We start from the raw sequence: 17,589 nt of genomic DNA on the forward strand, positions 1-17,589 counted from the left end.
AAGGAACCCACACCGTGAAACCCTGGAACGTGCGCATCGGCATCAACCCCATCTCCTGGAGCAACGACGACCTGCCCGCACTCGGCGGCGAGACCTCGCTCGACACTGCGCTGAGTGAAGGCGCCGAGATCGGCTACCAGGGCTTCGAGCTCGGCAACAAGTTTCCCAAGGACCCGGCCGCGCTGAAAGCCAAGCTCGCCGAATACGGCGTGGCCTGTGTTTCCGGCTGGTACTCGGGCCGCCTGGCCGAAGGCACGCTTGAGCAGGAGCTGCGCGACTGCGTGGCCCACATGAGCAAGCTGCAATTCAACGGCTGCAAGGTGGTGGTGTACGGCGAGGTGGCCGGCTCCATCCAGGGCCAGATCGACACACCACTCGCCAAGCGCCCGCGCTTCACGAGCGAAGCGCAATGGAGGGGCTACGGCAACCGCCTCAGCGCCTTCGGTGAGCACCTGCGAGAGACCTACGGCATCACGCTCGCGTACCACCACCACATGGGCGCGTACGTCGAGTCGCCGGAAGACGTGGACCAGCTGATGGCCGTCACCGACCCCAGCGTGGGCCTGCTGTTCGACACCGGCCACGCCTACTACGGCGGCGCCAAGGACCCGGCGGCCCTGCTCGCCAAACACCTGAAGCGCGTGGTGCACGTGCACTGCAAGGACGTGCGGCCCGCCGTCGTCGCGCAGGCCCGCAACGACGGCTGGAGCTTTCTGCACGGCGTGATCAACGGCACCTTCACCGTGCCGGGCGACGGTGTGATCGATTTCAACGCCGTGCTGAGCACCTTGCACGCGGGCGGCTACGAAGGCTGGCTCGTCGTCGAAGCCGAGCAAGACCCGGCCGTCGCGCCGAGCTATCAGTATGCGAAGAAAGGCTTCGACACGCTCAAGGGCATCGTGACGCGCTTGAACGGTTGACCGAAACGAAGGACGAAGGAAACGAGATGAGCCTGCTGGTCAAGGCGCGCCGCACCGGGCGCGAGATCGTCGAAGTCACGCCTGAGAGCGCGGGCTGGAAGCACGTGGGCTTTCGCGCCGTGCGCCTCGCGGCGGGCGAAACGGAGCGCCTCGAGACCGGCACCCGCGAGCTGTGCGTGGTGGTGCTGTGCGGCACCGTCGATGTCAGCGTCGGCGGCAAGCTTCACCCGCAGCTCGGCACGCGCGACAGCGTGTTCGACGACCTGCCGCCCGCCGCGGTCTACGTGCCGCCAGGGCACGAGGTCGTGGTCACCGCGCAGCGCGACGCCGAGGTGGCGCTGTGCTTCGCCCCCGCCACTGGCCGCCATGAAGTGCGCGTGATCGACCCGAAGACCATGACCCGATCCGTGCGCGGCAAGGGCAGCAACACCCGCCACGTGCGCGACATCCTGCCGCAGACCGAGCCGGCCGAGCACCTGCTGGTGGTCGAGGTCATCACACCAGCCGGCAACGCGTCGAGCTACCCGCCGCACAAGCACGACCGCGACGCTGCGCCCGAAGAGACGCAGCTCGAAGAGACCTACTACCACCGCCTCAACCCGCCGCAGGGCTTCGCCTTCCAGCGCGTCTACACCGACGACCGCAGCCTCGACGAATCCATGGCCGTCGAGAACCACGACGTGGTGATGGTGCCGCGCGGCTACCACCCCTGCGTGGCGCCGCATGGCTACGACCTGTACTACCTCAACGTGATGGCCGGACCCGGGCGTGTGTGGATCTTCAAGAACGATCCGGCGCATGAGTGGATGTTGAAGTAGGGCACTTAGCCGCCGCACATGCTGGCCAGGGCGAGGCGCGTCGGCTTGAGATAGCCTTCTGACACCGTGCCGCCACCTGCCAATCCCTTGCCACTGCTGTACAGCTTTCGTCGCTGCCCCTATGCCATGCGGGCACGCATGGCCTTGCTGCAGGGGGAGCGAGGCTTCAATGCTGTCGAGGTCGTCCTGCGCGACAAACCGGCCGAGCTTCTGCGTTTGTCGCCCAAGGGCACGGTGCCGGTGCTGCAACTGTCCGACGGGCGCGTGTTGGACGAGAGCTGGGACATCATGCAGTGGGCGCTTGAATCCGCAGATGGCGCAGGTTGGTGGCGCCGCGCCCAATCTGCCGACAATCTGACGCTGCTGCAGCGCAACGACGGTGACTTCAAGCACTGCCTGGATCGCTACAAGTACCCCGAGCGCTACCCCGCGGAAGCGCATTCCCGCGACGCCCTGCGTGCGCAGGCCGTGGCGGCGTTGCTCGTGCCGCTCGAAGGCAGATTGCAAGGCGCGCGCTATCTGGGGGGAGACCAACCGTGTGCCACCGACCTCGCGATCTTTCCCTTCGTGCGCCAGTTCGCTGCGGTCGAGCCGCACTGGTTCGAGGGCCAGCCGCTGCCTGCACTTCAGGCCTGGCTGGCGGCGTGGCTGAGCAGTGGCCTGTTCGAGGCCTGCATGGCCAAGCTACCACCCAAGACGATCGTAGCCTTCCCCGCGCCGGCTGCCTGAAACCTAGCGCGACAGACGGCGCGGGCTGGCACTACTTCAACCGCCGCGACACCGCCCCGGTGACTGCCCTCGCCACCACGCGCAGCGGCCCATTGCCCCAGCCACGAGCGTCCGCCAGTCCCAGCACGTCGCGCACGGCCGGCTCCATCGTCGCCAACATCCACTGCCCAAAGGCCCAGCGGGTGCCCAGTGGCACTGTCAGCTTCACCACGTCGCGCAGGCACATGCGGGCCAGGCGTTCGCCTTCGGGCGTGTGCCGCAGATAGCGAGCTTCATAGGCCTGCTGGAATTGGCGCCATTGGGGCAGCGTTGCCGGCAGCTCGGTGATGTGCATCTCCTGCCCAACGCGCTGCCAGAAGGCGAGCAGCAGCGGTTCTTCCTGTGCATCGAGCTTCACGCGCGCATGCGCCGCATTCCAGCGCAAGGGCTCCAGGAAGAAGGTGGCCAGCACGTAGCGGTAGTCGTCGGCATCGGCCTTCACGTGGCGGTGCGCCTCGCGCAGGCGCTGCACGGCCAGGCGACCGGCTTCGCTGTCGAAGCCATGGCAGATCAGCTCGCGCAGCGTCTGCCGCGTGCGTGCCAGACGGGCCTGCGTCTCGCTCACCAGCAACGCGTGGCCGTACAGCGTCGTCACCAGGTGCGCGATGCCCATCATGCGGATCAGCGCCGAGTAGGTGCCGATGCGGAAGCTGAGCCGGTGGCGGCCGTAGTAAAGCTGTTCGATCTGCATCGGTCGGAGGCTACACCGGGCTGGACCCTCAGCTCGCACCTGTGATTCCATGCCGCGGCTTCATGTGAAGCCGGTGGTGTGCTGGCAACCATTTTCGCCCGCTGCGCCGTGGCTTCGCGCCATCAGTGTTTCGTCACCGTGAAGGCGGCCAGAGTCAGGCTTCACCCGTTCCATGCACCCGCCTTGCGCGGCACACACGAGGTGCCAGCATGTCTGCGCCCATCAGCAACTCGCTCGTCCGTCCTTCAACGCGCTCCTCGCGGCCCGATGAAGGCGTGCGGCCGTCGCATGAGGGCGCGGCACAGCGGCCGCAAGTCGATGACGCGATGGCCGGGTTGGCTCGGCGCGCGCCTTCGGCCGACACCTTGGCGCCGAGGCAATCCGGGCTGCTTGCCACACAGTCAGATTCGACGACGGGGCAGCCACGTCCGGCGGGCGATCTGGCGCATACGTTGCTGCAAGCCAAGCTGGCCGCCGACGTCTACCTGGATCACACCGCCTTGCCGGCCGGTACCTCCAGCGTGCCAGGGTGGCGAGATGTGAGCGGCGACGCCGACAAGCTCGCACGCTACGGGCTCGCGCCCGATGACCTGCAGGCTGCTGGCAATCCCAGCTTCCGCGCGAGGCTGTACGAGTCGGCCGAACCGGGGCAGGCGGCCCAGCTTGTATTCCGCGGCACGCAGGATCGGCACGACTGGAAGGCGAATCTGATGCAAGGTCTCGGTCGCAGTTCGGATCACTACGAGCGGGCCGCCGCCATCGGCCGCAAGCTGGCCGGCGACGCCGACGTGCAGCTGGTGGGCCACTCGCTCGGCGGTGGCTTGGCGAGTGCCGCCGCGCTCACGAGCGGCAAGGCGGCGACCACCTTCGATGCGGCGGGGCTCCACGCCAGCACCCGGCGAGCCTTGAATGCCGATGGGCGGTCGCTGCACAACGGGGTCGACATCACGGCGTATCACATGAAAGGCGAGGCCCTCACCTCTCTGCAACGGAACACGCCGATCCCCGAAGCGCTCGGCAGATCCGTCTCCGTGCCGGCGGCTGCGGGACCCAAGGTGGTGGAGGTGCTGGCACGCGTGCCCACCTTGGGGCTTCTGCCGCTCGGCGCGCGCGCCATCAGAAAGGTGCACCGCCATTCGATGGCGCCCATGATCAGCAGCCTCGAAGCGGCGGCCCAGACCTCTGGCAGCCTGGCCGACAAGGCGCGTGACAAGGGCGTGCCCCCGTTCGGGCACTTCAGCAAGAGCTCGCAAGAGATCAAGGCCGCACTCATCGATGACGGCGTGTCGCACAGCCCAGCCAGCCTGCGGAAGATGCGCTCCCGGCTGAACACCGAGGCGCAGTTCGTGCTCGACTTCGCGGCCCATCGCCGCGCTGGCAGAGACATGCCGCTCGATTCAACGCCACAGCGCGCGCTGGCTGCAGAGCTGGCGACCGAGTTGCCGCCCGGCATGCCGCCGCACGACATGGAGACGCGGCTTGCGGCCATGGAGCAGCGGGCTCACGAGATCCGCACGTTCTTGAAATCCCCAACAGCCGAGCCGCCTGCAGCGCCCGCAGCCACACAAGTGGCGAAGGCCGTCTGAGCTGCAACACACGCCATCGGGTCACGACCAACGGTAGATGCCGATCAGTACGCACATCGCCAGACACATGGTGGCGTTCCCCAGGCTCACGATCACCAGCTTGTTCACGCGCTGCCCGTTGTTCTCGTAGACCCAGCCGGCCATCGATGCATTGGCGCCCGCCCAAGCGATCCAGGTGAGCAGCGAATGCTGGCTCGAATTGCCGCTCACATGGACGGCCCACATGGTGGGCAGGTAGGTCAGCAGACGCGTCGAATTGAAGAGAACGAACGCGGCATTCAGAACGAACAGGTACCGCGAGCGAAGGTCTCCGCGACTGCGCTTTAAGGGGGCCTCGCGTTCCGGTTCGAGGGTTCGTGTGTTCATGTGGGCTCCTGGTCCTGGCCGACGGCGCCGGCTTGAGGGCAAGTGTCTCGACGACACGCGTTGCGAGTCCCAAACGAGTTCTCAAGAAATCCTGAAGGATGCGATTCCGGGGACGACTCGCCTCAGTCCGCAGGAAGGCCCGCTTGGCGGAGCAGTTCCACAACCTGCTCGATCTGCTTTGCATGCGGTTCGCCGCTCGATGGCGGCAAGCGCGAACGCACGGCGTGCAGGCTTTTGAACACGGTGCGTTCGCGAAGGAATGCCACCCATGCTGCCGCGTTGCTGGTCGCGCCGAGCTGCTGGGCCGCTGCGGCGCCTGTCAGGTAGCAGGTGGAAAAGTCGGGGTTGACGGCCATCGCCCGCTGGGACTCTTCCAGCGCGGTCTCGTACTCACCCATCGCCAGCGCCGCCCAGGCCTTGGAGAGGTGCCACACCACGCGCAATGGCTCTCGCGGGCTCAGCGCAAACGCACGGTCGCACAAGGCTTGTGCTTCTTCAGGGTGGCCGCGACGGGTGCGGATCAGCGCCAGCAGGCCATAGGCCGGCGCATGCGAACTGCTGAGGCGCAGCGTGTGCCGCAGCGCCTCTTCGGCCCGCGCCGCTTCGCCCAGACCGTAGGCGATCAGGCCAAGCACGTAGTAGGCGTCGGGGTCGCGCGGCCCAAGGTCGATGGAGCGCTCGGCATGCGCGAGCGCGCGCTGCAGCAGCTCGCTGGGTGGTGTGCTGGCCCACCCGAACTGGGCTTCGCGCCAGTGGCAAAAAGCTAGGCAGGTCGATGCCAAGGCGGAGCGCGGGTCCAGGGCCAGCGCTTCCTCAGCCCACTGCGACGCGCGTTCATTGCTCTGCCGGGTTTCGGGTCGGCCGAAGAGTTCGAGCCAGGAGCGAGTCGCCAGCGCCAGGGCCTGCTGGTTGCTTGGCTGCGACGGTGCCGAAGTGCGCGCTGCGAGATCCAGCACCTCGAAGTTCAAAGCGCGCGCCAAACGCCCCGAGACGAGGTGGCCCGCGTCGGGCCAGGCGCTCAGCGGCAGCTCGATCGCGTCGGCCCAGCTCTGTGTTCCCTGCTCGGTGTCGACGAGTTGCACCGTGGCATGCAAGGTCTGGCCGCGCAGTTCCAGCAAGCCATCGACCACATAGCGGACACCGAGTTGCCGGCTGATCTCTTTCGGCGGCAACGCCAGGCCGACGTAGCCCAGCATGGTGCCGCGAGCGATCACCACCAGACCGGGTTGCCGCGACAGGTCGGCGATGAGGTCGTCCGCCAGGCTCTCGCTGACGAAGGCGTGGCTGTCGGGAAGCCCGCGTGTGCGGAACGGCAGCACGGCGACGGAGCGAGGCCCCAGGCTGGGCGTGACTGGCTCGGCAGGTCTAACCTGTCCGGTGACAGGCAGCGGCTCGCGAACCACCGGCGCCACGAGCCGGTAGCCCTTGCGGGGCACGGTGTCGATGTGGTCCGGGCCCAGCACCTTGCGCAGCTGGGCGACGGCCTCGTAGAGCGAGCCGGGTGTGACGATGACGCCTGGCCACACGGTGTCCATCAGCTGGTCGGTGCCGACCAGTTCGCCCGGCGTCTGCGCCAGCACGCTGAGCAGCCGCATGGTGCGTGGCTCGAGCTTGACAATGCGCCCGTCCGCCCGAAGCTCGTCCACGCTCGGATGCGCGGCCCAGCGGCCGACGGTAAATCGCGATGACGATTCTGGCGAGGTGGAGGACATGCGCTTCGGTGCTCTGCGGTCGATCTTAAGGAAATCCTCAGATCAAACTCGATGGCGCCTGAGGACTTCGGGTGCGCGTTCGATGACCATGGCGCCATCGTTCATCAACCGTCGCCTTCAGGAGAAGCACCATGGCCCACCTCATTCGATTGCTGCTCGTCGCATTCGCCGTCCAGACGTCTGCGATCGCCCAAACGGCTGGCTGGCCTGCGAGGCCTGTTCACCTGATCGTTCCGTTTGCGGCCGGCACCGCGCCCGATGTGATTGGCCGCCTGCTCGCCGACAGCCTGGCGGAATCGCTGGCCGTGCCGGTGCTGGTCGAGAACCTGCCCGGTGCGGGCGGCACGATCGGTGTCGACCGTGCCGCGAAGGCGAGCGCAGATGGCTACACGTTCGTGCTGTCGGGCGATGCGGCCATCGTGGTGGGCGGGCACTACGGGGTGAAGAAACAGTACGACCCGTTGCGCGATCTGGCGCCTGTGACGCAGGTGGTGGCCACGCCCAATGTCGTGGTCGTTAACAACGACCTGCCGGTCAAGACCTTGCAGGAGTTCGTGGCGCTGGCGCGGAGCCAGCCGGGCAAGTTCAGCTATGCATCGGCGGGCAACGGCACCTCGTCACACCGTGGCGGCGAGCTGCTCAACGCGCTTGCGAGCCTGGACCTGGTCCACGTGCCGACGACGGGCAGCCCGGTGCCGGATGTCATCGCGGGGCGCATCCAGATCTTCTTCGCCAACGCCGCGGTGCTGCCGCTGGTACGCGAAGGCAAGGTGCGCGCACTCGCGGTGTCGTCGCTTCAGCGCCTGCCCGGTGCGCTCGATCTGCCCACCGTGGCGGAGTCTGGCTACCCCGGGTTCGAGGCCGTCGCCTGGTTCGGCCTGCTGGCACCGAACGGCACGCCGGCCGACGTCGTGGCCCGGCTGCAGGCGGAGACGCACAAGGCGCTCATGCGACCGGCGCTGCGGGACAAGCTGCAGGGCATGGGCGCGGTGCCGCTGGGCACGTCGCCCCAGGCCTTCGCCGCGTTGATCCAGAGCGAGACGGTGAAGTGGAGCTCAGCGCCGGCTCGCCGCTGAGTGGCAACGCCGATCACGCATCGCGCACGTCGGCCACCGGGTTGCTGCCGAAGTCCGCGCGCGCCAGGAACTTCAGTACCTTGGCGGCGGCTTGCTCGGGCGTATCAAGCTGACCTGTGGTCTTCAACGCGGCAAAGCGCTCGCGCTCGGGGAAGAGCGCCGGGTCGGCCTGGCGCAGTTGCACTTGCATGTCGGTGTCGATGACGCCGGGCGCGAGCGACACCACGCGCGCGCCGTTCGGTCGGTCGGCTTCTTCGAGTGCGAGCGCACGGGCGAGGTGGTCCATGCCGGCCTTGGCGGCGCAATAGGAGGCGCTGCCTGCCATCGCACGTCGGCCGAGGCCCGACGAGATCAGCAAGACCTTGCGCGGCACGGCCCAGGTGGCGGTGGCGCGCAGGAAGGCGGCAGTCAGAAGGACCGGTGCCTCCAGGCCCACGCGCAGCGCGTTCGACAGATCCGCGCCCGAGGTGCCCGACAGCGGCCCTGGTGGGGAGACGACGCCGGCGTTGTTGATGAGCGTGACGGATGCCCAGCGTGTGCCGCCGCTCTTCGTCAGCCAGTCTTCGAGCTGATGCGCCGCGGCCAGTGGGTCGGCCAGGTCAAGCTCCCAGCTCAGCAACTCGCCGCCCAGTGGTACCGGCAGCTCGGTGCGCTTGCGGGCGATGGCGATGACGACGTGGGATTGCGCCAGCAGCTGCCGGCTCATCGCCAGCCCCAATCCGCGCGACGCTCCGGTGATGACGGTGAGGTGTTGGTTCATGCGCCCACTTTAGCCCCGCGAGCTGCCCGACCACGGCGCTGGTGCGGCCTCTGTGATGGGGCGATGAGGAAGGAGGCGATGAGGAATACTGGGCGCCACTGAATGAACATACGCAGCGCCATGCCCGACCAGAACTTCTTTCACGTGGACGTGTTTGCCACTGAGCCCTTGACGGGGAACGGCCTGGCCGTCTTCCTGCACACCGAAGGCTGGTCTGCGACGGCCATGCAGCGCATCACGCAGGAGATGAAGCAGTTCGAGTCGATCTTTCTTTCCGAGATGAGCGCAGCGGGCGCACGTGCACGGGTGTTCACCGTCGAAGAAGAGCTTCCGTTTGCCGGCCACCCGGTGCTCGGCGCTGCGGCGGTGCTCCACCGCAGCCTCGCTCCGGCGGCGGCCCGTTGCTCGTGGGTCATGCGGCTTGCCGCGGGCGACATCGCTGTCACCACTGACAAGCTGGGCGATCACCACCGGGCCGAGATGAACCAGGGCATGGCGGTGTTCGGCGAAGCGATCACGCCGGCCGATCTGCAGCCGATCCTCGCGCGGCTGGATTTACAGGCGCACGACCTGTCGCTGGGTGTGCCACCGCAGGTCGTGTCGACAGGCCTGCCGTACCTGATTCTTCCGGTGCGGCCGGAGGCTCTGGCACGCGCCGCGATCAGCGGGCCGGACCTGGAGGCCTTGCTTGGTGTGGTCGGTGCCAAGTTCGTGCTGGTGCTCGATGTGGCGGGCCGCGAGATCAGAACCTGGGACAACCTCGGCAAGGTGGAAGACGTGGCCACCGGCAGCGCGGCTGGGCCGACGGCCGCGTACCTCTTTGCCTGCGGGCTGGCCGATCCACGGCAAGCGCTGGAGCTGGTGCAGGGGCGGTTCGCCGGCCGCCCTAGCCGGCTCACCGCCCGGCAGGATGCGCAGGGCTGCGTTCTGGTGAGTGGCGAGGTGTGGCCGGTGTTGCACGGCTCGCTCGACCTGGCGCAAATCACAACCGACTGAACACACGGCACCGTCAATGGCCGAGAAAATTCGGCAGTGCCTGTCGATTCGGCGCCTGCCCACTCGTCGTAGCGATATCAACCTCTTACTTCGGAGACACGCATGTCCAAACTCAAAGTGCAGGCCTTCTCGTTGTCGATCGACGGTTACGGCGCGGGCCCCAACCAGAGCCTGCAGAACCCGCTGGGCGAAGGCGGGACGACGCTGCACCAGTGGTTCTTCCACACCCGCACCTTTGCCAAGATGACAGGCAGCGAAGGCGGCGCCACCGATGTCGACGACGACTTCGCGCAGCGCAGCTTCGCCAACATCGGCGCCTGGATCCTGGGCCGCAACATGTTCGGCCCGTTGCGTGGCCCCTGGCCCGACGACACCTGGAAGGGCTGGTGGGGCGACAACCCGCCGTACCACGTGCCGGTGTTCGTACTGACGCACCATGCGCGCGAGTCCATCACGATGCAGGGCGGCACGACCTTTCACTTCGTCACCGGCGGCATCCACGAGGCGCTGGAGCGTGCTCGCGAAGCCGCCAAGGGGCAGGACGTGCGCGTCGGCGGCGGCGTGTCCACGGTGCGGCAGTACCTGCAGGCCGGCTTGATCGACGAGATGCACCTTGCGATGTCGCCCACGCTGTTAGGGCGCGGGGAGGCGTTCTTCGCCGGCATCGACCTGCAGCAGCTCGGATTTCGCTGCACGCAGCACGTGGCCACGGCCAATGCTCAGCACGTCGTGCTGACCAAAGGCGCGGCATCGTGATGGCCGCCGACAGCGCCGTCCGCCAGGTGCTGGAGGGCTACAAGACGGCTGTCTTCGCGAAAGACGTCGATGCCTTCATCGCGCTCTACGACGCCGACGTGCAGGTCTTCGACATGTGGGGGCAGTGGTCGCACCGCGGCCTGGAGGCCTGGCGTGCGATGGCGGCCGAGTGGTTTGGCTCGCTCGGCACCGAGCGCGTGGTCGTGGACTTCAGCGAGGTGCACACCGTTGTCTCGCCCGACCTCGCGGTGGCCCACGCCTTCGTTACCTACACGGCTGTCGGTGCGGACGGCGCGACGCTGCGCTCGCTGGACAACCGCATGACGCTGGCGCTCAGGCCGCAGGCCGGGGCATGGAAGATCGTGCACGAGCACACCTCTGCGCCGATCGACGGCGAGACAACGAAGGCGATCTTCAAGCGCTGATTTGGGTGTGGGTGGGTGTGCGCGGGGAGATGCCGTCTGCGGCCACAATCGGCGCTGCCCCGTCAACCCGATACCGCCCATGGATGCTGCCGAACTCCGCCGGATCGCCGCCCTGGAAATGCAGGCCCGCAGCCTGCTGCCCACCTTTGCACCCGAGGTGCTGGGCGAAGCGCAGGCGCAATCCGCCTCGGCCGAGCAAGGCGATATCCGCGATGAGCGCAGCCGCCTGTGGTTCTCGATCGACAACGACGACACACGCGACCTCGATCAGCTGAGCTGGGCAGAAGCCTTGCCGAATGGCGGCGTGCGGCTCGCCGTGGCCATCGCCGATGTGGACGCGCGGGTCCGGCAGGGTGGGGCGGTGGATTCGCACGCGGCCGTCAACACGACCTCGGTCTACACCGCGGCCGGTGTGTTCCCGATGCTGCCCACGGTGCTGTCGAACGACCTCACCTCGCTGCATGAAGGCGAGGAGCGCCTCGCCGTCGTGGTCGACATGCAGATCGGGCGCGAGGGCGAAGTGGCCGACGCGACGATCTACCGTGCCGTGGTGCGCAACCAGGCCAAGCTCGCGTACGACAGCGTGGCCGCCTGGCTCGACGACCCGAACGCACCGGCCCCTGCCGCCGTGGCCGCCAGCGCGGCGCTGAAGGCGCAACTGCGGCTGCACGACCAGGTGGCCGGCTCGCTGCGCCGGTGGCGCCACCAGCGCGGCGCGCTGAACGTGATGACTGCGCAGGCGCGGCCGGTCTTCGTCGACGACCAGCTGGTCGACTTGCGGGCCGACCCGAAGAACCGCGCGAAAGAACTGATCGCCGACCTGATGATTGCGGCCAACGGCGCGACGGCGCGCTTCCTCACGCAGCAGGGCCAGCCCTCGCTGCGCCGCGTGCTGCAGGAGCCGCGGCGCTGGGACCGGCTGGTGAAGCTGGCCGCGATGCACGGCGCCAGCCTGCCACCCGCACCCGATGCACTGGCGCTCGACCGCTTTCTCGCCGACCGCCGCGTGGCCGAGCCTGCGAATTTTGCGGACCTGTCTCTCTCGGTGGTCAAGCTGCTCGGCTCGGGCGCGTACGCCGCGGTCTCGGCCGACGCGCCACCGGCCGGGCACTTCGGACTGGCCGTCAACGACTACGCGCACTCCACCGCGCCGAACCGCCGCTACGTCGACCTGGTCACGCAGCGCCTGTTGAAGGCGGCGCTGGCTGCACGCCCCACCCCGTACACCCTCGAACAGCTGGACGCGATTGCGCAGCACTGCACCCTGCAGGAAGACAACGCCTCGACCGTCGAGCGGCGCGTGCTCAAGGCGGCCGCGGCCTTCTTGCTGCAAGACCGCATCGGCGACACCTTCGACGCGATCGTCACCGGCGTCACGCCCAAGGGCACCTTCGTGCGCATCACCTCGCCGCTGGTGGAAGGGCGCGTGGTGAGTGGCTTCGAAGGGCTTGACGTGGGCGACACGGTGAAGGTGACGCTGAAGGCCGTCGACATCGGCCAGCGCTTCATCGACTTCGCGGCGGCGCGCTGAGTCAACGTCGGCGTCATCTCAGTTTCATCAGGAGGGCAGCGTGCCGTTGGTCTGGTCCCTCACCCTCGACGACGTCGACTGGAACGAACTGTCGGCGCTCTACCTCGCCGCGCCGCTGGGCAACAAGAGCCCGGAGAACCTGAAGAAGGCGTTCACCAACAGCCTGTTCAAATGCTTCGTTCGCGAAGACGGCAAGCTGGTCGGCGTGGGCCGCGCGCTCGCCGATGGCATCGACTGCTCGTATCTCTGCGACATTGCCATTCTCCCCAGTCACCAGGGCATCGGCCTGGGCCAGCAGATCGTGTCGAAGCTCGTGGACCTGTCCCGCGGGCACAAGAAGATCATCCTCTACGCCGTGCCAGGCAAGGAGCCGTTCTACAAGCGCTTCGGGTTCAAGCGCATGAAGACGGCGATGGCCATTTTTGAGAACCAGGCTCAGGCGATCGAGCGGGGTTATGTCGATGAAAGTTGAAAGAGCCGTCACGCCATGAGTGCCACGCAGGTTCGCCCCATTGAGCCTTCGGAGATCGAAGCCGCGCGGCGCTTGCTGGTCGCTGGCGGCTGGGACCGCCGCGTGGCCGATGCCGACGAGTTCCGCGTGCTGCTGTCGCGTTCACAGGTGGCCTTGGTCGCAGTGCAAGGCGGCGAGGTGGTTGGTTTCCTGCGCGCGCTCACCGACGGCTTGTCGAATGGCTACATTTCGATGGTCGTGGTGGCCGAGCCGCATCGCGGCAAGGGCATCGGCCGCGCGCTCGTGCAAGCGGTGATGGGCGACGACCCGCAGATGACCTGGGTCTTGCGGGCAGGGCGAGACGGCGTGTCGGGGTTCTACAAGAAGCTTGGCTTCAAGGAATCGGAAGTGGCGATGGAACGCCCGGGTGTCAGGCCGTCCTGACGGCAATCAAACTGAGAATCAACATGAACCCAAGCAAACTGATCGGCGTCATCCTCATCGTCGCAGGCGTTCTCGCCCTGCTGTACGGTGGCTTCAGCTTCACCAAGGAGACCCACGACTTCAAGCTCGGGCCGATCGAGCTGTCGGTGAAAGAGAAGCAGTCGGTCAACGTGCCGATCTGGGCCGGTGTCGGTGCGATCGCCGTGGGGGCCTTGCTGTTGGTGATGGGCGGCAAGAAAGGCTGAGGCCTTTCCTTTGAGTGAGCCGATGCCGCGCTCCGGGGAGCGCGCCGCGTTCTGCTTACCGTTCTCTTACTTCAGCTGCGTGGCCCAGTAGGTGACCACCGGCTGCAGCGGTACCTGGCCCGTGGTTGCCACGGCGGCGATCTTGTCCATCACGTCCAGCCCGGCGATGATCTTGCCGAACACGGCATAACCGTTGATGTCGCAGGCGGTGTTGGTCGGGTGATAGTTCAGACAAGCGCTGTTGTCCACGGTGTTGAAGAAGAACTGGCTCGTGGCCGATTCGGGCACGCTGGTGCGTGCCATTGCAATGGTGCCGCGCACATTGCTCAGGCCGTTGTTGCTCTCCAGCGCAATCGGCGCATAAGTCGCGATGGCTGCGCCCGAGGGGCTGAAACCGCCGCCCTGGATCACGAAGTCTTTGGCCACGCGGTGGTACAGCGTGTTGTCGTAGAGCTTGGCGTTCACGTACTTGAGGAAGTTCGCCACGGTGATCGGTGCGGCGGGCGCATACAACTCGACCACGATCTCGCCTTGGGTCGTGAGCATGCACACGGTGTTGAAGGTGCTCAGCGCCGAAGCAGCCTTGCCGGCATCGCTGCAGACGAGGTAAGGCGCGGGCGGGATGACGGGCGGCGCGGTGCCGGCATCGTCGCCGCCACCGCCGCAGGCGGCGAGGAACGAGAGGGCGAGAAGAGGGAGCAGGCGCAGAGGTGACATGGCTGGGTAAGTTCGGTCGTTGCGGGATGGCCCACGGTGGCAGGCGAACGGCCATTCTCCGCGAAAGCGGGCCGTATTAATCGAACCTGACAACGGTGTCCTGCTCACCCGCCTGGCAGCCTTCAGCGATCTGCGTCCAGCCGCGGCGGATGACGATCTGCTCGTCGTTGTGGCAGAACTCCACGCGTTTGGCACCGGGCACGGTCTGGCGGATGAAAGCCTCGATGGAGGCCGGCATGCTGATGCGGTAGCGCAGCTGCTCGATGTCGGCGTTCGGATGATCGCGGCTATGCAGATAGGGCACGAAGGCGCCGGCAGTCATCAGCCAGCGGCCCACCTCGAAAACGGTGGGCTCGTAGGCCTGGTCCTTCAACCAGCGCTGGGCATTCGCGCGTGCGTTCTCGCCGTCAGTGGCCGGACTTGAATCCCATGCCGTGGTCAGCATCTCAGCCACCCACTGGTTGCAATTCTGATACTGCAGGCCGAAGGCATAGGCGTTGGCGCTGTAAGTTCCGCCGAGCAGTGCGAGTGCCTGCCGGTTGTCGAGCGCCGCACGCTCGAGCTTGTCTGCTTCGGCCTCGGGCAGGAACACCACCGACACGTAGCCGATGGCCGGGTCGTCGGTGCCGAGCAGAAAGCCGGAGACGCCCTGGTCGTAGATGCGGGGTCGCTGCTCGTCGCAGGCGTAGTAGAGCTGTCGCACGGCCCAGGGTGTGTCCTGGTTGGCCTGGAGGCTGAAGCCCGCATGCGAGTAGCGCTGCCCGAAGCGGGCGAGGTCCAGACCCGAGCGAGACATCAGCGCGATGCGCTGGCCGCTGTTCTCAAGCTCCGTCTTGATGACGCCGCCGAGGCGGAACAGCTTGTCTTTCTGCTCTGCGCTGAGGGCCAGCGGGCGGTCGCAGAAACGCATGCTGGCGTGGCAGACGCTCCAAGGCGCCAGCAGAGAAATGAAGAGGCCGAGCAGCGCGGCGGCGCGGCCCGGCCAGCGAGTCCCTGAACTCAAAGTGTCACGGCGTTGGACTGGAGTTCGCGGTACCAGTCGTCGCTCAGCACGAGGAAGAAGGCCTTGCCGGTGTCGGCCTTGGCGAACTCGGTGCCGTAAGCGCGGGTGCGTGCGGCGACCGTCTGGCCGGCGGAGACCGGGTTCATCGCCAGCGCCTTTTGCGGCATGTAAAGGAAGAACGAGTTCTCTTCATGCGCGTCGGCCAGCGGCTGCAGCTTCAGGCGCATCGTGCCGGGCCGTTCCGCCACTGCCGCCACTTCGATGACCTTGTAGTCGCCCTCGGCGACCTTCTCTTTTTTCGACGAACCGTCGCTCGATGCCTCGAAAGAATCGGACACGCTGCCGACCGATGCCGAGCCGCCTTCCGATGCGGACGATGCGGCCGTCGAGCTGGCCAATGCGGGCAAAGCGGTGGCGCCGAGCAAGGCGGCCAGGAAGGCGAAACGGGCGGGGAAGTTGCTCATCAAAAACTCCAAGGTGAGGCAGGTGACGCGCAGCATAGTGCACACCCCGGCATGACCCCACGACGCACTCGTCACAGCATGCAACCGGCGTGCGAGTCGTTCAAAAAGTCACGTTGCCGCGAGTCAGACCTTGTCGTTTCCACCGGTGCCCGGCTGCCATTTCATCAGCCGCTTTTCCACCCGCCCGACGATCGCGTCGAGCAGCAAGGCGAACACCGTCAGCACCAGGATGCCGGCCATCACGGTGTTGATGTCGAAGCTGCCTTCGGCCTGCAGGATCAGGTAGCCGACGCCGCGCGCCGAGCCGAGGTACTCGCCGACCACCGCGCCGACGAAGGCCAGGCCCACGCTGGTGTGCAGCGAGCTGAAGACCCAGCTCGTGGCGCTCGGCAGGTACACATGGCGCAACAGCTGCCGCTGGCTCGCGCCCAGCATGCGGGCGTTCGCGAGCACGACGGGGCTCACTTCCTTCACGCCCTGGTAGACGTTGAAGAAGACGATGAAGAACACCAGCGTCACACCGAGCGCCACCTTGCTCGCGACGCCGAGGCCGAACCACACCGCGAAGATCGGCGCGAGGATCACGCGCGGCATCGAGTTCAGCGCCTTGATGTACGGGTCGCAGATGGCGGCGGCAAGCGGGCTCAGCGCGAGCCACAGACCGCAGGCCAGGCCGAGCACGGTGCCGATGCCGAAGGCAAGCACGGTCTCCAGCAGCGTGACGCCGAGGTGTTGGTAGATGTCGGCGTTGGTGACGAACCAGGCCCAGATGCGCGCGAAGATCTTCAGCGGCTCGCCGAAGAAGAAGGCCGCCTGGTTGTCGTCGGCGAACAGGAAGTGCGGCAACAGGCCGGGTGTGGTCAGCAAGTGCCACAGCACGAAGAGGCCCACCAGCAGGGACAGCTGCCAGCCACGCAATGCCAGTTTGCTCATGCGGGCACCTTCATGCGGCCAGCTGCTGTTGATAGCCCTTGAGCACCTCGTCGCGCAGCACCTGCCAGATGGCCCGGTGCAACTCGACGAAGCGCGGCGTGGCGCGCACCTCGGCCACGTCGCGCGGGCGATCGAGGTCGATGCGGAACTCGCCGATCGGGTGCGAGGCCGGGCCGGCGCTCAGGCAGACCACGCGGTCGCTCATCGCAATTGCTTCATCGAGATCGTGCGTGATGAAGAGCACCGCCTTCTTCTGGTTCTGTCTGCCCCCGGTCGCTGCGCGCCCGCCCCCCAGGGGGGGCGCCGCCGGGCTTGGGGCGGCCCGGCGCCCGTCGTCGTTGGCCCACAGCGCCAGCACCTCGTTCTCCATCAGCTGCCGCGTCTGCACATCGAGCGCCGAGAAGGGTTCGTCCATCAGGATGATGTCGGGGTCGAGCACCAGCGTCTGCGCGAGGCTCACGCGCTTGCGCATGCCGCCGGACAACTGGTGCGGGTAACGGTCGCCGAAGCCGCCGAGGCCCACGCGCTTGAGCCACTCTTCGGCCTGGGCACGCGCGTCGGTGACACCGCGAAACTCTAGCCCCGCCATCACGTTGCCAAGCGCCGTGCGCCACGGCATCAGCGATTCGGCCTGGAACATGTAGCCCGCCCGCTTGTTGATGCCGGACAGCGTTTCGCCGAACACCTTCACCTGGCCCGTGCTCGGCGCCAGCAAGCCGGCCGCCATGTTGAGCAACGTGCTCTTGCCGCAGCCCGTCGGGCCAACGACCGAGACGAACTCGCCCGCGCCGACCGACAGCGTCACGTCTTTCACCGCGGTATAGCGCTGCGCCGCGTCATCGCGTGAGACGAAGGTACAGCTGACGGCGTCCAGGGAGAGCGCGTTCATGCCGCCGCGATGCACAGACGCGAAGCGCCGTGCTCATC

Annotated in this window: 21 protein-coding genes; 12 read left to right on the top strand and 9 right to left on the bottom strand. The window is 67.1% G+C overall.

Going from position 1 to position 17,589, the window contains the following annotated elements; genetic code table 11:
- Positions 1 to 14: 14 nt before the first annotated feature.
- The 3 genes from iolE (at position 15) to AC1DYS_RS04290 (ending at position 2,467) form a co-directional block, all read left to right on the top strand.
- Positions 15 to 920 (top strand): myo-inosose-2 dehydratase, encoded by a 906-nt coding sequence (gene iolE / locus AC1DYS_RS04280; protein ID WP_477896365.1) that lies wholly within the window; start codon positions 15 to 17, stop codon positions 918 to 920.
- Positions 921 to 946: 26 nt separating this feature from the next.
- Complete coding sequence (iolB, locus tag AC1DYS_RS04285; protein WP_477896367.1) at positions 947 to 1,738, top strand: 5-deoxy-glucuronate isomerase; 792 nt, start codon at positions 947 to 949, stop codon at positions 1,736 to 1,738.
- A 66-nt stretch (positions 1,739 to 1,804) separates the two neighbouring features.
- Complete coding sequence (locus tag AC1DYS_RS04290) at positions 1,805 to 2,467, top strand: glutathione S-transferase (RefSeq protein WP_477896369.1); 663 nt, start codon at positions 1,805 to 1,807, stop codon at positions 2,465 to 2,467.
- Between the two features lie 31 nt (positions 2,468 to 2,498).
- On the opposite strand, the gene AC1DYS_RS04295 is transcribed toward AC1DYS_RS04290, so the two are convergent.
- Positions 2,499 to 3,197, bottom strand: coding sequence for an oxygenase MpaB family protein (locus AC1DYS_RS04295; RefSeq protein WP_477896371.1), 699 nt, complete (start codon positions 3,195 to 3,197; stop codon positions 2,499 to 2,501).
- A gap of 209 nt (positions 3,198 to 3,406) precedes the next feature.
- On the opposite strand from AC1DYS_RS04295, the gene AC1DYS_RS04300 reads away from it, so the two are divergent.
- Positions 3,407 to 4,783 carry a Tle-like phospholipase domain-containing protein gene (locus AC1DYS_RS04300; protein ID WP_477896373.1) on the top strand — a complete coding sequence of 459 codons (1,377 nt, stop codon included), beginning with the start codon at positions 3,407 to 3,409 and terminating at the stop codon, positions 4,781 to 4,783.
- A gap of 21 nt (positions 4,784 to 4,804) precedes the next feature.
- Here AC1DYS_RS04300 and AC1DYS_RS04305 read toward each other — a convergent pair whose 3' ends face one another.
- On the bottom strand, positions 4,805 to 5,149 hold the full coding sequence (locus AC1DYS_RS04305) for a hypothetical protein (RefSeq protein WP_477896375.1): 345 nt from the start codon (positions 5,147 to 5,149) through the stop codon (positions 4,805 to 4,807).
- A gap of 122 nt (positions 5,150 to 5,271) precedes the next feature.
- Complete coding sequence (locus tag AC1DYS_RS04310) at positions 5,272 to 6,861, bottom strand: winged helix-turn-helix domain-containing tetratricopeptide repeat protein (protein WP_477896377.1); 1,590 nt, start codon at positions 6,859 to 6,861, stop codon at positions 5,272 to 5,274.
- A gap of 131 nt (positions 6,862 to 6,992) precedes the next feature.
- On the opposite strand from AC1DYS_RS04310, the gene AC1DYS_RS04315 reads away from it, so the two are divergent.
- Entirely contained in the window at positions 6,993 to 7,937 is a 945-nt protein-coding gene (locus AC1DYS_RS04315; RefSeq protein ID WP_477896379.1) for a Bug family tripartite tricarboxylate transporter substrate binding protein, read from the top strand.
- A 13-nt stretch (positions 7,938 to 7,950) separates the two neighbouring features.
- Here AC1DYS_RS04315 and AC1DYS_RS04320 read toward each other — a convergent pair whose 3' ends face one another.
- Positions 7,951 to 8,697 carry an SDR family NAD(P)-dependent oxidoreductase gene (locus AC1DYS_RS04320; RefSeq protein WP_477896381.1) on the bottom strand — a complete coding sequence of 249 codons (747 nt, stop codon included), beginning with the start codon at positions 8,695 to 8,697 and terminating at the stop codon, positions 7,951 to 7,953.
- A gap of 102 nt (positions 8,698 to 8,799) precedes the next feature.
- On the opposite strand from AC1DYS_RS04320, the gene AC1DYS_RS04325 reads away from it, so the two are divergent.
- From AC1DYS_RS04325 to AC1DYS_RS04355, 7 genes are all read left to right on the top strand, one after another.
- Positions 8,800 to 9,693, top strand: a complete 894-nt coding sequence (locus AC1DYS_RS04325; RefSeq protein ID WP_477896383.1) for a PhzF family phenazine biosynthesis protein — start codon at positions 8,800 to 8,802, stop codon at positions 9,691 to 9,693.
- 102 nt (positions 9,694 to 9,795) lie between these two features.
- Positions 9,796 to 10,449 carry a dihydrofolate reductase family protein gene (locus tag AC1DYS_RS04330; RefSeq protein WP_477896385.1) on the top strand — a complete coding sequence of 218 codons (654 nt, stop codon included), beginning with the start codon at positions 9,796 to 9,798 and terminating at the stop codon, positions 10,447 to 10,449.
- The gene (locus AC1DYS_RS04335) at positions 10,449 to 10,874 is read left to right on the top strand and encodes a YybH family protein (protein ID WP_477896387.1); all 426 of its coding nucleotides are present in this window, start codon (positions 10,449 to 10,451) and stop codon (positions 10,872 to 10,874) included. Before AC1DYS_RS04330 ends, AC1DYS_RS04335 begins: the two co-directional genes overlap by 1 nt.
- Before the next feature lie 79 nt (positions 10,875 to 10,953).
- Positions 10,954 to 12,405 carry an RNB domain-containing ribonuclease gene (locus AC1DYS_RS04340; RefSeq protein WP_477896389.1) on the top strand — a complete coding sequence of 484 codons (1,452 nt, stop codon included), beginning with the start codon at positions 10,954 to 10,956 and terminating at the stop codon, positions 12,403 to 12,405.
- 40 nt (positions 12,406 to 12,445) lie between these two features.
- Entirely contained in the window at positions 12,446 to 12,877 is a 432-nt protein-coding gene (locus tag AC1DYS_RS04345; RefSeq protein ID WP_477896391.1) for a GNAT family N-acetyltransferase, read from the top strand.
- A gap of 15 nt (positions 12,878 to 12,892) precedes the next feature.
- Complete coding sequence (locus AC1DYS_RS04350; RefSeq protein ID WP_477896393.1) at positions 12,893 to 13,300, top strand: GNAT family N-acetyltransferase; 408 nt, start codon at positions 12,893 to 12,895, stop codon at positions 13,298 to 13,300.
- Between the two features lie 23 nt (positions 13,301 to 13,323).
- Positions 13,324 to 13,545, top strand: a complete 222-nt coding sequence (locus AC1DYS_RS04355; RefSeq protein ID WP_477896395.1) for a hypothetical protein — start codon at positions 13,324 to 13,326, stop codon at positions 13,543 to 13,545.
- Positions 13,546 to 13,611: 66 nt separating this feature from the next.
- Here AC1DYS_RS04355 and AC1DYS_RS04360 read toward each other — a convergent pair whose 3' ends face one another.
- From AC1DYS_RS04360 to AC1DYS_RS04380, 5 genes are all read right to left on the bottom strand, one after another.
- Positions 13,612 to 14,262 (bottom strand): peptidylprolyl isomerase, encoded by a 651-nt coding sequence (locus AC1DYS_RS04360; protein WP_477896397.1) that lies wholly within the window; start codon positions 14,260 to 14,262, stop codon positions 13,612 to 13,614.
- Positions 14,263 to 14,338: 76 nt separating this feature from the next.
- Positions 14,339 to 15,265: a DUF2145 domain-containing protein gene (locus AC1DYS_RS04365; RefSeq protein ID WP_477896399.1), complete on the bottom strand. Its 927-nt coding sequence runs from the start codon at positions 15,263 to 15,265 to the stop codon at positions 14,339 to 14,341.
- Entirely contained in the window at positions 15,262 to 15,729 is a 468-nt protein-coding gene (locus AC1DYS_RS04370) for a hypothetical protein (RefSeq protein ID WP_477896401.1), read from the bottom strand. Before AC1DYS_RS04370 ends, AC1DYS_RS04365 begins: the two co-directional genes overlap by 4 nt.
- Positions 15,730 to 15,852: 123 nt before the next feature.
- Positions 15,853 to 16,662: an ABC transporter permease gene (locus AC1DYS_RS04375; protein WP_477896403.1), complete on the bottom strand. Its 810-nt coding sequence runs from the start codon at positions 16,660 to 16,662 to the stop codon at positions 15,853 to 15,855.
- 10 nt (positions 16,663 to 16,672) lie between these two features.
- Positions 16,673 to 17,551, bottom strand: a complete 879-nt coding sequence (locus tag AC1DYS_RS04380) for an ABC transporter ATP-binding protein (protein WP_477896405.1) — start codon at positions 17,549 to 17,551, stop codon at positions 16,673 to 16,675.
- Positions 17,552 to 17,589 lie beyond the last annotated feature (38 nt).

It is taken from the genome of Rhizobacter sp. P2_G4, assembly GCF_056403575.1.

What these genes read in the sequence shown, in the direction of transcription:
- AC1DYS_RS04330 (WP_477896385.1), top strand. Translation starts at nt 9,796, where the DNA reads ATGTCCAAACTCAAAGTGCAGGCCTTCTCGTTGTCGATCGACGGTTAC.
- iolB (WP_477896367.1), top strand. Translation starts at nt 947, where the DNA reads ATGAGCCTGCTGGTCAAGGCGCGCCGCACCGGGCGCGAGATCGTCGAA.
- AC1DYS_RS04355 (WP_477896395.1), top strand. Translation starts at nt 13,324, where the DNA reads ATGAACCCAAGCAAACTGATCGGCGTCATCCTCATCGTCGCAGGCGTT.
- AC1DYS_RS04370 (WP_477896401.1), bottom strand. Translation starts at nt 15,729, where the DNA reads ATGAGCAACTTCCCCGCCCGTTTCGCCTTCCTGGCCGCCTTGCTCGGC.
- AC1DYS_RS04340 (WP_477896389.1), top strand. Translation starts at nt 10,954, where the DNA reads ATGGATGCTGCCGAACTCCGCCGGATCGCCGCCCTGGAAATGCAGGCC.
- AC1DYS_RS04300 (WP_477896373.1), top strand. Translation starts at nt 3,407, where the DNA reads ATGTCTGCGCCCATCAGCAACTCGCTCGTCCGTCCTTCAACGCGCTCC.
- AC1DYS_RS04320 (WP_477896381.1), bottom strand. Translation starts at nt 8,697, where the DNA reads ATGAACCAACACCTCACCGTCATCACCGGAGCGTCGCGCGGATTGGGG.
- AC1DYS_RS04325 (WP_477896383.1), top strand. Translation starts at nt 8,800, where the DNA reads ATGAACATACGCAGCGCCATGCCCGACCAGAACTTCTTTCACGTGGAC.
- AC1DYS_RS04335 (WP_477896387.1), top strand. Translation starts at nt 10,449, where the DNA reads ATGGCCGCCGACAGCGCCGTCCGCCAGGTGCTGGAGGGCTACAAGACG.
- AC1DYS_RS04350 (WP_477896393.1), top strand. Translation starts at nt 12,893, where the DNA reads ATGAGTGCCACGCAGGTTCGCCCCATTGAGCCTTCGGAGATCGAAGCC.
- AC1DYS_RS04380 (WP_477896405.1), bottom strand. Translation starts at nt 17,551, where the DNA reads ATGAACGCGCTCTCCCTGGACGCCGTCAGCTGTACCTTCGTCTCACGC.
- AC1DYS_RS04295 (WP_477896371.1), bottom strand. Translation starts at nt 3,197, where the DNA reads ATGCAGATCGAACAGCTTTACTACGGCCGCCACCGGCTCAGCTTCCGC.
- AC1DYS_RS04310 (WP_477896377.1), bottom strand. Translation starts at nt 6,861, where the DNA reads ATGTCCTCCACCTCGCCAGAATCGTCATCGCGATTTACCGTCGGCCGC.
- AC1DYS_RS04375 (WP_477896403.1), bottom strand. Translation starts at nt 16,662, where the DNA reads ATGAGCAAACTGGCATTGCGTGGCTGGCAGCTGTCCCTGCTGGTGGGC.
- AC1DYS_RS04360 (WP_477896397.1), bottom strand. Translation starts at nt 14,262, where the DNA reads ATGTCACCTCTGCGCCTGCTCCCTCTTCTCGCCCTCTCGTTCCTCGCC.
- AC1DYS_RS04305 (WP_477896375.1), bottom strand. Translation starts at nt 5,149, where the DNA reads ATGAACACACGAACCCTCGAACCGGAACGCGAGGCCCCCTTAAAGCGC.
- AC1DYS_RS04315 (WP_477896379.1), top strand. Translation starts at nt 6,993, where the DNA reads ATGGCCCACCTCATTCGATTGCTGCTCGTCGCATTCGCCGTCCAGACG.